We start from the raw sequence: 13,757 nt of genomic DNA on the forward strand, positions 1-13,757 counted from the left end.
AGCCGTTCATGGCCGACTATGATTTCGACGTCCTGGTGATCGGGGCAGGCCCCGGCGGCTATGTCGCAGCGATCCGCGCGGCGCAGCTCGGGCTGAAGACGGCGTGCGCCGAGAGCCGCGAGACGCTCGGCGGCACCTGCCTCAATGTCGGCTGCATCCCGTCTAAGGCGATGCTGCACGCGTCGGAATATTTCGATCAGGCCGCGAACGGCAGCTTCGCCAAGCTCGGCATCAAGGTCACGCCGGAACTCGACCTCGACACGATGCACGGCCAGCGCAAGGACGCAGTGAAGCAGCTCACCGGTGGCATCGAGTTCCTGTTCAAGAAGAACAAGGTCGAGTGGCTGAAGGGCCATGCCGCATTCACCGGCAAGGACTCGGTTAAGGTCGGCGACCGCGAAGTCCGCGCGAAGAACATCGTCATCGCCACCGGCTCGTCGGTCACCCCGCTGCCGGGCGTCGACATCGACAACGCGAAAGGCGTGGTCGTGGACTCGACCGGTGCGCTGGAACTGGCCAAGGTCCCGCACCACCTCGTCGTCATCGGCGGCGGCGTGATCGGGCTTGAACTGGGTTCCGTCTGGCGCCGCCTAGGCGCCAAGGTGACCTGTGTGGAGTTCCTCGACCAGATCCTGCCCGGCTTCGACGGCGAGGTCCGCAAGGAAGCGAACAAGATCTTCAAGAAACAGGGCTTCGAGTTCAAGCTCTCGACCAAGGTCACTGGTGTCACCGTCAACGGCGGCAAGGCGACCCTGACCGTCGAGCCGGCCGCCGGCGGCGCCTCGGAAACGCTCGAAGCCGATGCCGTGCTGGTCTCGATCGGCCGCCGCCCCAACACCGACGGCCTGAACCTCGAAGCCGCCGGCCTCAAGACCAACCAGCGCGGCCAGATCGAGACCGACCACGACTTCCGGACCTCGGTCCCCGGCGTCTGGGCGATCGGCGACGTGATCCCCGGCCCGATGCTCGCCCACAAGGCCGAGGACGAAGGCATCGCGGTGGCCGAGAACATCGCGGGCCTGACCGGCATTGTGAACCACGACGTTATCCCGTCCGTCGTCTATACCTGGCCCGAAATCGCCGGCGTCGGCCTGACCGAAGAGCAGGCGAAGGAGCGGGGCGAGGTCAAGACCGGCAAATTCCCGATGCTCGCCAACAGCCGCGCCAAGACCAATCACGAGCCGGACGGCTTCGTGAAGGTCGTCGCCGACGCCAAGACAGACCGCGTGCTCGGCGTCTGGATGATCGCCAGCGTCGCCGGCACGATGATCGCCCAGGCCGCCCAAGCGATGGAGTTCGGCGCCACGAGCGAAGACATCGCCTATACCTGCCACGCCCATCCGACGCACTCGGAGGCGCTGAAGGAAGCGGCGATGGCCGTGACGGGCAAGCCGATCCACATCTGAGCGACGGGTTCTCCACGCCGCGGCCGCATGTTACGCGACGCTGCACTGCGGACGACGGACGAAGGACCTGATGGCCAGAACCCAGGCAGCGGATTACGAGCAGCGGCGGGAAGCGATCGTCGAAGAAGCCGCCCAGCTCTTCGCCGCCCGCGGCTTCATGGGCGCTTCCGTCGCCGACCTCGCCGAGGCGTGCAAGACCTCCAAGTCGCTGATCTATCATTATTACCCGTCGAAGGAGGACATCCTCTACGCGGTGATGGCATCGCACATCGATCAGCTCGTGCAGGACGTCTCGGAGGTTTCGGCGGAAGGGGGCGACGCGAAAGCGCAACTCCGCGCGATCGTCCACCGCTTCATGCAGCATTATGTCGGCGCTGCCAGCCGCCAGAAGGTTCTGCTCAACGAGCTCGACAGCCTGCCGGCAGACAAGCGCGCCGAGATCGTCACGCGGCAGCGCGCGATCATCGACACGGTCACCAGGCTGCTGTGCGAAATCTCTCCCGATCTCGCCTCCGATCCTGCGCGAGCGCGGGTGCAGACCATGCTGCTGTTCGGAATGATCAACTGGACGCACACCTGGTACGATCCTGCCGGGCCGGTCGGTCCCGACACGATCGCGGACATGGCGTTGTCGCTGATCCTTTGCTAGCCGCGTCGGCTAGCTGATGACGGCGCCGCCGGTGCTGCGCGACAAGCCGTGGAAGCTCGCGACCGCACGGCCATCGGCCGTCCGCACCTCGACGATATAGCTCCCGCTGCGGCCGACCAGCATCTGCTCCTGCGCTTCTGCGATCAGCGTCTCGCCGGCCTGGGCAGCGGAGAGGAAATGGATCGTCGCCCCTTGCGCCACGGTCGCGACGTTGCGCGAGTTGCAGGCATAGGCGAACGCGCTGTCGGCAAGCGCGAAGATCATCCCGCCATGCGCGGTGCGGTGACCGTTGAGCATGTCGTCCCGCACCTCCATGCGGACCCGCGCATAGCCTTCGCGCGCTTCCTCGAGCGTGAGGCCCCACGCCGCCGCCGTTCCCTCGCGCGCCATCAGGGTGCGCGCGACTTCGTCAGCGATTGCGTCGGTCGACATTTCGGCGAATTTCATTGCAGGCGGTCTACATGGCTACAGCGATTCTTGCCAATAGCCGTCCGACCGGGCAGTCTATTATAGCACGTACGAGAGGGTGTTCATGGGCCTGGAAACGATCCTGTTCGACGCGCAATCCGGCGTCGCGCGCATCACGTTGAACCGCCCCGACCGGCTGAACAGCTTCAACACCATGATGCACGGCGAGCTGGCGGGCGTGCTCGACGAAGTCGCGGGCCGCGACGACCTGCGCACGGTGCTGCTCACCGGCGCCGGCCGCGGTTTTTGCGCGGGACAGGACCTTTCCGATCGGGCCGTCGCTGCCGGCGCGGAGCCGGTCGATCTGGGTGATTCCGTGGATCGCTATTACGCGCCGCTGATCCGCCGGCTCACGACGCTCGCCAAGCCGGTCATTTGCGCGGTGAACGGCGTCGCGGCGGGCGCAGGGGCGAACATCGCGCTTGCCTGCGACATCGTGATCGCGGCGCGCTCGGCGAAATTCATCCAGTCCTTCGCCAATATCGGCCTGATCCCGGATTCGGGCGGCACCTGGATTTTGCCGCGCCTGGTCGGCCAGGCGCGGGCGCTCGGGCTGGCGCTGACCGGCGACCCGCTTCCCGCCGAAACCGCCGCGGAGTGGGGCCTGATCTGGAAATGCGTCGACGACGCGGCGCTGATGGACGAAGCGGGGGCGCTCGCCGAGCGCTTCGCCAGCGGCCCGACGCGCGGCTATGCCGAAACCAAGCGCCTGATCCGCGGCGCCTGGAGCCGGTCGCTCGACGCCGAGCTGGACCTTGAGCGCGACGCGATGCGCGAGCTCGGCCGCAGCGACGATTATCGCGAAGGCACCGCCGCTTTCCTCGCCAAGCGCAAGCCCGTCTTCACCGGGCGCTGACACCCGATTTTTCGGAGAAACCCATGACCACGCAGTTGAAGAATTACGCCGCCGACCAATGGGTCGCGACCACCGGCGAGGGGACGCCGCTCTATTCTGCGATTACCGGCGAAATGGTGGCCCGCAGCGGCAGCGAAGGGCTCGATTTCAAGGCGATGCTCGACCATGCGCGCAATGTCGGCGGCCCGGCCTTGCGCGCGATGACGTTCCATGCGCGTGCGCGGATGGTGAAGGCGCTCGGCCAGGCGATCATGGATCGCAAGGAAGAGCTCTACGCGCTCAATTGGGCGACAGGGGCGACGCGCCAGGACGGCTGGATCGATATCGAGGGCGGCGCGGGCACGCTCTTCACTATGTCGTCCAAGGCGCGGCGCGAGCTTCCCGACGACGTCGTTCTGGCCGATGGCGACATGGAGCCGATCGGACGGCAAGGCACCTTCGTCGGCCAGCACGTCTATACTTCGCTTCAGGGCGCGGCCATCCACATTAACGCGTTCAACTTCCCGGTCTGGGGCATGTTGGAAAAACTGGGGCCGACGCTGATCGCCGGCATGCCTGCGATCATCAAACCGGCCTCGCCGGGCGCCTGGCTGGCCGAGGCGGCGTTCCGGATCATGATCGAGGCGGACGTGCTGCCGCCTGGCGCGCTGCAACTGATCGTCGGCCATCCCGGCGATCTGCTCGACCATCTGACCTGCCAGGATGTGGTGTCGTTCACCGGCTCCGCCACGACCGCGATGAAGCTGCAGTCGCATCCGGTGATCGCGCGTGAAGCGGTGCGCTTCGTCGCCGAGCGAGACTCGCTGAACGCGTCGGTGCTGGGTCCGGACGCGACGGCGGACAGCCCGGAATTCGACCTGTTCGTCAAGGAAGTCGTCCGCGAGATGACGGTGAAGGCGGGGCAGAAATGCACCGCGATCCGGCGCGCGCTTGTTCCGGCGGCGCAGCTCGACTCCGTCGAGGCGGCGCTGCGGGAGCGCCTTTCCAAAGTGGTGGTCGGTAACCCGCAGGCCGAAGGTGTGACGATGGGCGCGCTTGCGACGCCCGGACAGGCCGCCGAAGTGCGGCAGCGGGCGCGCGAGATGGCGTCCGAGGCACGGCTGGCGTTCGGCGATATTGATCGGGTCGATGTCCGCGGCGAGGTCGACAGCGCCGCGTTCGTGTCCCCGCTGCTGTTCCGCGCGGACGATCCGTGGAGCGCCCGGCTGATCCATGACGTCGAAGCGTTCGGGCCGGTCTCTACGATCATGCCCTATCGCGATCTCGACGACGCGATCGCGCTCGCGAATCGCGGCAAGGGGTCGCTCGCGCTGTCCTTCTTCAGCTACGATCCGGAAGTCACGCGCGCGCTGGTCCTCGGCGCCGGCGCGTTCCACGGCCGGATCGTCATTGTCGACCGCGACAGCGCGCGCGAGTCGACGGGCCACGGCTCGCCCCTCCCCATGCTGATCCACGGCGGCCCCGGCCGAGCGGGCGGCGGCGAGGAAATGGGCGGCGTGCGCGGCGTGAAGCATTATATGCAGCGCTCGGCGCTTCAGGGATCGCCGCGCCAGCTCTCCGCCGTGATCGGGCGCTGGCTGCCCGGCGCGCCGCAGCCCGAAGGCCCCGTCCACCCGTTCCGCATGCGCTTGGGCGAGCTGCCGATCGGCTACACGCTGAAGACGCCGTCGCGCACCGTCACGCTCGAGGATATCGAGCATTTCGCGCACTTCACCGGCGACACTTTCTACGCGCACATGGACGAGGAAGCCGCCGCCCGCAGCCCGATCTTCGGCGGACGCGTGGCGCACGGCTATCTGATCCTGTCCTTCGCCGCCGGCCTGTTCGTCGACCCCGCGGAAGGCCCGGTGCTCGCGAACTATGGCCTCGAAGGGCTGCGCTTCATCAAGCCCGTGAAGCCCGGCGATTCGATGCGCGTGGAACTCACCGTCAAATCGAAGACGCAGCGTTCGGAGGATCAGGGCGAAGTCCGCTGGTCGGTATCGGCGTTCAATCAGGACGACGAACTGGTCGCGACCTACGAACTGCTCACGATGAACGCAGCCTAGGTGGACTACGGGCCGGTCTCCGCCAAGGAGCTCCGGCTCCTCCAGCTCAAGCGCCTTCGCGCCACGCTGGACCACGCCTATGCGAACGCGCCTTTCTACCGGGAGGCGTTCGACCGCCACGGCGTGACGCCGGGCGATCTGCGCGACCTGTCGGACCTGCAGCGCTTTCCCTTCACCGGCAAGGCGGACCTGCGCGCGAACTATCCGTTCGGCATGTTCGCCACGCCGATGGAGCAAGTCGCGCGGATTCACGCATCGTCCGGCACCACCGGCAAGCCGACTGTCGTCGGCTATACGGCGGAGGATATCCGCATCTGGTCCAGCCTCGTCGCCCGCTCGCTCCACGCCGCTGGAGTGCGGCCGGGCATGAAAGTGCATGTCGCCTATGGCTATGGCCTCTTCACTGGCGGTTTGGGCGCGCATTACGGCGCGGAGGCGCTCGGCTGCACCGTGATCCCGATGTCGGGAGGGCAGACCGAAAGGCAGGTCCAGCTCATCTGCGATTTCCAGCCAGACGCAATCATGGTGACGCCCAGCTATATGCTGGCGCTGCTCGACGAATTCCGCCGCCAGGGCCTCGACCCGCGCGCGTCGTCGCTGCGCTTCGGCATATTCGGCGCGGAGCCGTGGACGGAAGCGATGCGACGGGAGATCGAGACCGGCTTCGATCTGTGCGCGACCGACATTTACGGCCTGTCCGAAGTGATGGGGCCCGGCGTCGCGCAGGAGTTCGCGGGCGACGGCATGCCGACTATCTGGGAGGATCATTTCCTGCCCGAGATCGTCGATCCCGAAACCGGCCAGCCGCTTCCCGATGGCGAGGAAGGCGAGCTGGTCTTCACCTCGCTCACCAAGCAGGCGCTGCCGATCATCCGCTACCGCACGCGCGACCTGACGCGGCTGATGTCCGGCAGCCGCACGCCGATGCGCCGCATGGCGAAGATCACCGGCCGCTCGGACGACATGCTCATCATCCGCGGCGTGAACCTGTTCCCGACCCAGATCGAGGAACAGATTCTCGCCTGCCCGGCGCTTGCGCCCCATTTCCTGATCGAGCTGACCCGTCCCGCCCGGATGGATGAAGTCACCGTCTTCGTCGAAGGACGGGCGGGCGCCGATCCCGGCACATGCGCGGAGCAAGGCCGACTTCTCGCCCATCGCGTCAAGGAAGCGACCGGCATTTCCCTGCGCGTCGAAATCCGCCCCAGCGGCGCGCTCGAGCGGTCGGCGGGCAAGGCCGTGCGGGTCCGCGACTTGCGTCAGGGCGCGGCCACATGACCCGCAACGGACTGGCATTCGAGCAGGGCGGCACGGACGGACCGCTGCTCGTTCTGATCCACGGCCTCGGCGCGACGGCCGGCGTCTGGTCGGCGATGCTGGCCGAACCCCGATGGCGCGGACGCTGGATCGCGCCCGATCTGCCGGGTCATGGCGGATCGGATCATAGCGGCGATTATTCGGTCGAGGCGATGGCCACTGCGGTCGGCGCGCTGATCGAAGCAGAACGGCACGGGCAGCCCGTCACGATCCTTGGTCACTCGCTCGGCGGACTCGTCGCCATCGCGCTCGCCGGCGGCGGATCGCCCGTCCGCGCCGCCTATGGCCTCGGCATCAAGGTCGACTGGACCGACGAGGAGCTGCAGCGTTTCGCCGGGCTGGCCGCGCGGCCGCCCAAGCTGTTCGCGACCGAAGCGGAGGCGCTGGCGCAGCACCGCCGCAATTGCGGACTGGGTGAAGCGCCGCTCGATTGCCCATCGCTTGCCCGCGGCGTGGCGCAGCAGGATGGCGGGTGGCGCGCGGCGATGGACATGGCCGCCTTTGCGGTCGAGCGTCCGCTTATGGCCGAGCTGATCGCTGCGGCGCGCTGCCCGGTCCGGCTGGCGTGCGGGGAAGGGGACGCGATGATCTCGGCAGAGCGCCTGCGCGATTTCGATCCGCGGGCCTTCGCCATTGCCGGCGCCGGCCACAACGCGATGGTCGATGCGCCGGGCGCGATCTGGGACTGGCTGGAGCAGGCGCCGTGACGCGTGCAGTTCCGGCGCCCTGGTCGCTGAGCGATCCGCCGGACGGATTCTTCGACGATCCTTTCCCCTTCTACCGCCAACTGCGCGAGGAAGCACCCATCGCCACCGCGCCCGACGGATCGATCCTGCTCTCGCGCCACGCCGATCTTTCCGCCGTCTATCGCGACGCGGCCGCGTTCAGCTCGGACAAGAAAGTCGAGTTCGCGCCCAAATATGGCGACACGCCGCTGTTCGCGCACCACACGACCAGCCTCGTCTTCAACGACGATCCCTATCACGCGCGGGTGCGCAAGCGGCTGGTCGGCGCATTGAACCCGCGCGCGCTGGCGGTGCTCGCCGAAGCGCTCGGCCCTTATTGCGGCACGCTGCTCGACCGGTTCGCGGATGCGGGCGGCGGCGATGCGATCGAGAATTACGCCGCGGCTATCCCGGTGCGCGTCATCGGCGACATGCTGGGCGTGCCGGAGCACGATCGCGGACCGTTGCGCGGCTGGTCGCTCGCCATCCTCGGCGCATTGGAGCCGCAGCCGTCGCCGGAGCGGCTTGCGCTCGGCAACACGGCCGTGGGCGATTTCTCCGCCTATCTCGCCGACCTGATCGAAGCCCGCCATCGCGCACCCGGCGATCCCGAGCGCGATCTGCTGACGCGGCTGATCGCAGGTGAAGGCGACGCGGCGCTCACCCCGGCCGAGCTGATCCACAACGCGATTTTCCTGCTGAACGCCGGCCATGAGACGACCAGCAACCTGATCGGCAGCGCGCTCCATATCCTCGCGACGCGCGCGGATGTCCGCCGGACGCTGATCGCGGACGACGCCGCAGTGACGGATTTCGTCGAGGAAGTGTTGCGCTTCGAAAGCCCGAACCAGCTCGGCAACCGCCGCGCGCTGCGCGGTACCCAAATCGCCGGCGTGCCGGTCGCGGCGGGTACGCAGATCACGCTCGTCATCGGCGCCGCCAATCGCGATCCCGCCGCGTTCGATGATCCCGAGACGTTCGATCCTTGCCGCACGCCCAATCGCCACCTCGCGTTCGGTGCCGGCCCGCATCAGTGCGCCGGCCTCACCCTTGCCCGGATCGAAGCGCGCATTGCGATCGCCGCCTGGCTGCGGCGCTTCCCGGATTTCGAACTGGCCCGTCCCGCACGCTGGCAGCGCCGCGTCCGTTTTCGCGGGCTCAGCGCGCTCGAAATCAGACCGGCATCGCCGTCGAATATTTGACCCGGTTGAGCGCGAAATGAGACGAGGAACTAGCCACCGCCGGATGGTTCAGCAGCGTCTGCATGACGAAGCGCTCATAGTCGCGCACATCGCCGACCGCGATCCGCAGCAGATAGTCCCACTCGCCCGACATCGAATAGCAATCCATCACTTCCGGATGCTGTTGAACGAACGCTTCGAAGCTCGATCGCACGTCCGACGCATGGCTTTTCATGCGGACCTGGCAGATCGCATCGAGGCCGCGCCCGACCTTGGCCGGATCGACCAGCCGCACTGCCGGCCCTAACACGCCGGCCGCCTCCAGCGCCTTGATCCGCCGCCAGCAGGATGCCGGCGAGGCGGCGACCTCCACTGCCAGATCGGCATGGCTGATCGCGCCGTCGCGCTGCAGTACGCGCAGGATTCGGCGGTCGAGCGCATCCAGTTCGAACGGAGCGGCAGATTGACGATCATTTTCTTCCATGCGGCTCATCATACCGGATTGAACGTTTCACATTGTAGCTGAAACTGCCCGAAACAGAAATGATTTTGCATGCGAAATGGTTTAGGGGTTTCGCATGGCCACCTTGATCGATCCCGTTCCCTTGACTGCCGCGCCGATCGGTACGCTGGACGCGCTGACGCTGCAGCCTCCCGATCCCCTGCTGTCGGTCATCGGCGCTTTCCGCGCCGATCCGCGGCCCGGCAAGATCGACGTCGGTGTCGGGGTGTTCCGCACGGAAGCGGGCGAGACGCCCGTCTTCCGGTCGATGAAGGCGGCGGAAGCGGTGCTGCTGGAGACGCAGCGGACCAAGGCCTATCTCGGCCCCGAAGGCGATATCGGCTTCTTCGAAGCGCTGCGCCCGGTCGTGTTCGGCGCGGCCGATCCCGGCGCGCGAGTGTTCGGGCTGCAGACGCCCGGCGGCACCGGCGCGCTCCGGCTTGCGGCGGAGCTGATCGCGCTTGCCCGGCCCGGCGCGCGCGTGTTCCTCGGCACGCCGACCTGGCCCAATCACCCGCCGATCCTGAAGAAGACCGGCCTGCAGCAAATCCCCTACCGCCACTTCGATCCGCAGACCCAGGCCGTGTGCGCCGACCAGGTGTTCGAGGCGCTGGACAGCGCGCAGGCGGGCGACGTCGCGCTGCTGCAGGTGTGCTGCCACAACCCGACCGGGGCCGATTTCAATCTCGAGCAATGGCGGGAGATCGCCCGCATCCTCGGCCGCCGTGGCGTGCTGCCCTTGCTCGACCTCGCCTATCAGGGGCTTGCGGAAGGACTCGAGGCCGACGCCGCCGGCGTTCGCATCGTGCTGGAGCAAGTGCCGGCCGCGCTGATCGCCTATTCCTGCGACAAGAATTTCGGCCTCTACCGCGAGCGCACCGGCGCGCTGTTCGGCGTCGCCGCGACCGGCGAAGCGGCGCGGATCGCACATTCGAACGTGCTCGCGCTGGCCCGTGCCGCCTGGTCGATGCCGCCCGATCACGGCGCCGCCGCCGCCCGCATCATCCTGGAGGATCCGGCGCTCGCCGCCGACTGGCGCGCCGAGCTCGCCGAGATGCGCGACCGCATCGTTTCCATGCGCGAACTGCTCGGCATGATCGACCCGGCTTTCGCGCCGCTCGCCCGCCAGCACGGCATGTTCTCGACCTTGCCGCTCTCGCCGGACCAGGTGCGCCGGCTGCGCGAGGAGTTCGCGATTTACATGCCGAATTCCGGCCGGATCAATGTCGCCGGCCTCACCCGCGGCAATGTCGAAGCATTCGTGCGCGCGGTGCGGAGCGTGATGTGATGACCGCGACGGATGCGGCGATCGAGGCCCACCGCGGCAATGCCCCGCACCCGGGCTGGGACTGGCGCCGGGTCGCCTATCTCGTCCAGCTCTCGCGCGCGCTCGACAAGATGGAAGAGACGCGGCTCGTTCCCGAAAAGAAGGTGCTCTACCAATTCTCGGCGCGCGGGCACGACATGGCGCAGGTGCTGCTGGGGCTGAAGCTGACCGACCCCGCCGATGCCGCCTGCGGCTATTATCGGTCGCGGCCGATGCTGCTGTCGCTCGGCGTGCCGGTCGACGATGCGCTGGGCTCAGCGATGGGTCGCGCCGGCGGCTATTCGGACGGCCGCGACATCGGCGTGGTGTTCAATTACCCGAACCCGCACGGCGCTTCCGCCCTGCCGATGTGCGGCGGCGTCGGCGCACAATATACGCCGACCGCCGGCTGGGCGCAGGCGATCGAATATCACCGCGCCGTCCTCAAGGACCCGGCCTACGACAGTGCCATCGCGGTCGTGCTGGGCGGCGAGGCGAGTTGCGCGACCAACGGCTTCTGGGCCGCGCTTACGATCGCCACCACGCAGCAACTGCCGATGCTCTTCTTCATCGAGGACAATGGCTATGGCATCTCGGTGCCGTCCTCGTTCCAGACGCCGGGCGGCGACATCGCCGCCAATCTCGCCAGCTTCTCCGACCTGACCGTCCTCTCTGGCGACGGCACTGAGCCCGCCGAGGCGGCGCGGCTGGTCGATCGCGCGATGACGCACGTCCGCGAGCGCCGCGCGCCGGTGCTGCTGCGGCTGACCGTGCCGCGGCTGCAGGGCCACAGCTTCCAGGACACCCAGACCTACAAGGGCGATGCCGTCGTCCAGGCCGAATGGGCGCGCGACCCGCTGCCCAAGCTCAAATCCCATCTGCTCGGCTCGCTGATCGACGAGGATGAATGGGACGCGCTCCAGCGCGAGGCGGAGCAAGCCGCCGAAGCCGCGCGCGAAAAGGCCGAGGCGCGGCCGGTCTCCGACCCCGAACAGGTCACGCGTAATGTCTTTTTCGAGGGCGAGCTGCAGCGCGAAGGCGGGCAATGGGCCCACGGCTACACGCCGCCTCCGTCCGTCGACACGCCGGCTCCCGACGGCCAGCGCATCAACATGGGCGCCGCCATCCGCCGGACGCTGGAGCAGGAGCTGGAGACGAACCCGCGCGTGCTGGTGTTCGGCGAGGATGTCGGGCCGAAGGGCGGCGTCCACGCGGTCACGCTGGGCCTGCAGGATAAATTCGGACCCTCCCGCGTGTTCGACACCAGCCTGTCGGAAGAAGGGATTGTCGGCCGCGCGGTCGGCATGGCGCTCGCCGGGCTGATGCCGGTGCCGGAAATCCAGTTCCGCAAATATGCCGAGCCCGCGACCGAGCAGATCAACGATTGCGGCACGATGCGCTGGCGCACCGCCAACCGCTTCGCCGCGCCGATGGTGCTGCGCGTGCCCGGCGGCTTCTTCAAATGCGGCGATCCCTGGCACAGCCAGACCAACGAAGTCGCCTTCGTGCATCAGCCGGGCTGGAAAGTCGCGGTGCCGTCGAACGCCGAGGACGCGGTCGGCCTGCTCCGCGCGGCGCTGCGCGGCAACGACCCGGTGATCTTCTTCGAGCATCGGGCGATGCTGGACGATTCCTGGGCGCGCCGCCCCTGGCCGGGCGACGCCTTCGTGCTGCCGTTCGGGCGGGCACGGAAAGTCGCGGAGGGCGATGACATCACGATCGTCACCTGGGGCGCGATGACGCCGCGCTGCGAGGCGGCGGCCGCCCATCTCTCCGCCGACGTGATCGACCTGCGCACGCTGATGCCGTGGGACCGCGACATGGTGCTGGACTCCGTCCGCCGCACCCGCCGCTGCTTGATCGTCCATGAGGATATCCAGACTGCCGGCTTCGGCGCCGAGATCGCCGCTGTGGTCGCGGACGAAGCATTCATGGACCTCGACGCGCCGGTCTCGCGCCTGACCATGCCCGACATCCCGAGCCCGCATAATCCGGTGCTGCTCGACTGGGCGGTGCCGTCGGTCGAGCGCATCCGGGCCAAGATCGACGATCTGGTGGGGTTCTGATGGGCGGCACGGTCGACATCATAATGCCCGCCGAGCTGGAGGGTACCAAGGCTGTGGTCCGCAATTGGCTGAAGGCCGTGGGCGAGACCGTTCGCCGCGACGAGCCTTTGGTCGAACTGGAGACCGACAAGGTCACGACCGAGGTGCCCGCGCCCGCCGATGGGGTTCTGCTGGAAATACTGATCGAAAGCGACGGGGAGGCCGAGCCGAGGGCGCTGCTGGGGCGCCTCGGTGATTCGTTCAAAAACTCCGTTCGGGCTGAGCTTGTCGAAGCCCTGCCTTCTTTGGATGATGCAAAAAAGGAAGGGAGGCCTTCGACAGGCTCAGGCCGAACGGAGCGGGGAGTAACTCCGGACCAGATCCGTGAGCATCGTCTTTCGCCCGCTGTTCGTCGAGCGATCAGCCAAAACGCTCTCGACCCGAGCGCGATCATAGGCACCGGCCGCAACGGCCGCATCACCCGTGCCGATGTGGATGCGCATGTCGTCGCGCGCGTTTCCGCGCCCACCGGAACCCGCATCATCCCCCACGACCGCATGCGCCTCGCGATCGCGCAGAACATGCTGCAGTCGGTCACCGTCGCGCCCCACGTGACCGCCGTGTTCGAATGCGATTTCTCCGCGATCATGGCGCACCGCCGCCGGCACAAGGCGGCGTTCGAGGCGCAAGGTGCGAACCTCACCTTCACGGCCTATCTGGTCGCCGCCTCCGCCCAGGCGATGCGCGCCGCGCCGGCGATCAACAGCCGCTGGTTCGACGACCGGCTCGAAATCTATGACGACGTCAGCGTCGGCATCGGCACCGCGCTCGGCGAAAAGGGCCTCGTCGTGCCCGTCGTCGCCCGCGCGCAGGACCTGTCGCTGCTCGGCGTGGCGCTGAAGCTCTCCGACCTCACCGCCCGTGCTCGCGCCAACAAGCTGGTGCCGGCCGACATGCGCGGCGGCACTTTCACCATTTCGAACCACGGCGTGTCCGGCTCGCTGATCGCGTCGCCGATCATCATCAACCAGCCACAGTCGGCGATCCTCGGCGTCGGCAAGCTCGAAAAGCGAGTGGTGGTGCGCGAGGTCGACGGCGTCGACACGATCCAGATCCGCCCGCTCTGCTACGTCTCGCTCACCATCGACCACCGCGTCGTCGACGGCCACCAGACCAACGCCTGGCTCAGCCGCTTCGTCGAGATCATCGAGAGCTGGCCGGTCGAAGACTGACGGGCGAGGGAACCCCCGCGCG

Annotated in this window: 12 protein-coding genes; 10 read left to right on the top strand and 2 right to left on the bottom strand. The window is 67.7% G+C overall.

Annotation, left to right across the window (positions count from 1 at the left end):
- Nucleotides 1–8 precede the first annotated feature (8 nt).
- The gene (lpdA, locus tag ACFSCW_RS14655; RefSeq protein WP_380890735.1) at nucleotides 9–1,406 is read left to right on the top strand and encodes a dihydrolipoyl dehydrogenase; all 1,398 of its coding nucleotides are present in this window, start codon (nucleotides 9–11) and stop codon (nucleotides 1,404–1,406) included.
- A 70-nt stretch (nucleotides 1,407–1,476) separates the two neighbouring features.
- Entirely contained in the window at nucleotides 1,477–2,055 is a 579-nt protein-coding gene (locus tag ACFSCW_RS14660) for a TetR/AcrR family transcriptional regulator (protein ID WP_380890737.1), read from the top strand.
- A gap of 9 nt (nucleotides 2,056–2,064) precedes the next feature.
- Here ACFSCW_RS14660 and paaI read toward each other — a convergent pair whose 3' ends face one another.
- On the bottom strand, nucleotides 2,065–2,502 hold the full coding sequence (gene paaI / locus ACFSCW_RS14665; RefSeq protein WP_380890739.1) for a hydroxyphenylacetyl-CoA thioesterase PaaI: 438 nt from the start codon (nucleotides 2,500–2,502) through the stop codon (nucleotides 2,065–2,067).
- An 85-nt stretch (nucleotides 2,503–2,587) separates the two neighbouring features.
- Between paaI and paaG the strand changes: the two genes are divergently transcribed.
- From paaG to ACFSCW_RS14690, 5 genes are read left to right on the top strand one after another with little or no spacing between them, the layout of a single operon-like run.
- The gene (paaG, locus tag ACFSCW_RS14670; protein ID WP_380890742.1) at nucleotides 2,588–3,379 is read left to right on the top strand and encodes a 2-(1,2-epoxy-1,2-dihydrophenyl)acetyl-CoA isomerase PaaG; all 792 of its coding nucleotides are present in this window, start codon (nucleotides 2,588–2,590) and stop codon (nucleotides 3,377–3,379) included.
- 23 nt (nucleotides 3,380–3,402) lie between these two features.
- Nucleotides 3,403–5,427, top strand: a complete 2,025-nt coding sequence (gene paaZ, locus ACFSCW_RS14675) for a phenylacetic acid degradation bifunctional protein PaaZ (protein WP_380890744.1) — start codon at nucleotides 3,403–3,405, stop codon at nucleotides 5,425–5,427.
- Nucleotides 5,428–6,705: an AMP-binding protein gene (locus ACFSCW_RS14680; protein ID WP_380890747.1), complete on the top strand. Its 1,278-nt coding sequence runs from the start codon at nucleotides 5,428–5,430 to the stop codon at nucleotides 6,703–6,705. It begins immediately after the preceding gene.
- On the top strand, nucleotides 6,702–7,451 hold the full coding sequence (locus ACFSCW_RS14685) for an alpha/beta fold hydrolase (RefSeq protein WP_380890748.1): 750 nt from the start codon (nucleotides 6,702–6,704) through the stop codon (nucleotides 7,449–7,451). Before ACFSCW_RS14680 ends, ACFSCW_RS14685 begins: the two co-directional genes overlap by 4 nt.
- Entirely contained in the window at nucleotides 7,448–8,671 is a 1,224-nt protein-coding gene (locus tag ACFSCW_RS14690; protein WP_380890750.1) for a cytochrome P450, read from the top strand. The genes ACFSCW_RS14685 and ACFSCW_RS14690 overlap by 4 nt, the downstream gene beginning before the upstream one ends.
- On the opposite strand, the gene ACFSCW_RS14695 is transcribed toward ACFSCW_RS14690, so the two are convergent.
- Entirely contained in the window at nucleotides 8,643–9,143 is a 501-nt protein-coding gene (locus ACFSCW_RS14695) for an Lrp/AsnC family transcriptional regulator (protein WP_380890752.1), read from the bottom strand. The genes ACFSCW_RS14690 and ACFSCW_RS14695 overlap by 29 nt on opposite strands.
- 85 nt (nucleotides 9,144–9,228) lie before the next feature.
- Here ACFSCW_RS14695 and ACFSCW_RS14700 point away from each other — a divergent pair, with 85 nt between their 5' ends.
- The 3 genes from ACFSCW_RS14700 to ACFSCW_RS14710 are packed head-to-tail and all read left to right on the top strand — an operon-like array spanning nucleotide 9,229 to nucleotide 13,735.
- Nucleotides 9,229–10,440 (top strand): amino acid aminotransferase, encoded by a 1,212-nt coding sequence (locus ACFSCW_RS14700; protein WP_380890754.1) that lies wholly within the window; start codon nucleotides 9,229–9,231, stop codon nucleotides 10,438–10,440.
- Complete coding sequence (locus ACFSCW_RS14705; protein WP_380890755.1) at nucleotides 10,440–12,524, top strand: transketolase C-terminal domain-containing protein; 2,085 nt, start codon at nucleotides 10,440–10,442, stop codon at nucleotides 12,522–12,524. The genes ACFSCW_RS14700 and ACFSCW_RS14705 overlap by 1 nt, the downstream gene beginning before the upstream one ends.
- A complete protein-coding gene (locus ACFSCW_RS14710; protein ID WP_380890758.1) occupies nucleotides 12,524–13,735 on the top strand; it encodes a dihydrolipoamide acetyltransferase family protein in 1,212 nt (403 codons plus the stop codon). The genes ACFSCW_RS14705 and ACFSCW_RS14710 overlap by 1 nt, the downstream gene beginning before the upstream one ends.
- The last annotated feature ends 22 nt before the right edge of the window (nucleotides 13,736–13,757 follow it).

The organism is Sphingomonas tabacisoli (assembly GCF_042678385.1).
GTDB classification, from domain to species: Bacteria; Pseudomonadota; Alphaproteobacteria; order Sphingomonadales; family Sphingomonadaceae; genus Sphingomonas_B; species Sphingomonas_B tabacisoli.

Excerpts from the sequence above, each read along its gene's own strand:
- lpdA (WP_380890735.1), top strand. The coding sequence starts at position 9 with ATGGCCGACTATGATTTCGACGTCCTGGTGATCGGGGCAGGCCCCGGC.
- ACFSCW_RS14660 (WP_380890737.1), top strand. The coding sequence starts at position 1,477 with ATGGCCAGAACCCAGGCAGCGGATTACGAGCAGCGGCGGGAAGCGATC.
- paaI (WP_380890739.1), bottom strand. The coding sequence starts at position 2,502 with ATGAAATTCGCCGAAATGTCGACCGACGCAATCGCTGACGAAGTCGCG.
- paaG (WP_380890742.1), top strand. The coding sequence starts at position 2,588 with ATGGGCCTGGAAACGATCCTGTTCGACGCGCAATCCGGCGTCGCGCGC.
- paaZ (WP_380890744.1), top strand. The coding sequence starts at position 3,403 with ATGACCACGCAGTTGAAGAATTACGCCGCCGACCAATGGGTCGCGACC.
- ACFSCW_RS14685 (WP_380890748.1), top strand. The coding sequence starts at position 6,702 with ATGACCCGCAACGGACTGGCATTCGAGCAGGGCGGCACGGACGGACCG.
- ACFSCW_RS14695 (WP_380890752.1), bottom strand. The coding sequence starts at position 9,143 with ATGAGCCGCATGGAAGAAAATGATCGTCAATCTGCCGCTCCGTTCGAA.
- ACFSCW_RS14700 (WP_380890754.1), top strand. The coding sequence starts at position 9,229 with ATGGCCACCTTGATCGATCCCGTTCCCTTGACTGCCGCGCCGATCGGT.
- ACFSCW_RS14705 (WP_380890755.1), top strand. The coding sequence starts at position 10,440 with ATGACCGCGACGGATGCGGCGATCGAGGCCCACCGCGGCAATGCCCCG.
- ACFSCW_RS14710 (WP_380890758.1), top strand. The coding sequence starts at position 12,524 with ATGGGCGGCACGGTCGACATCATAATGCCCGCCGAGCTGGAGGGTACC.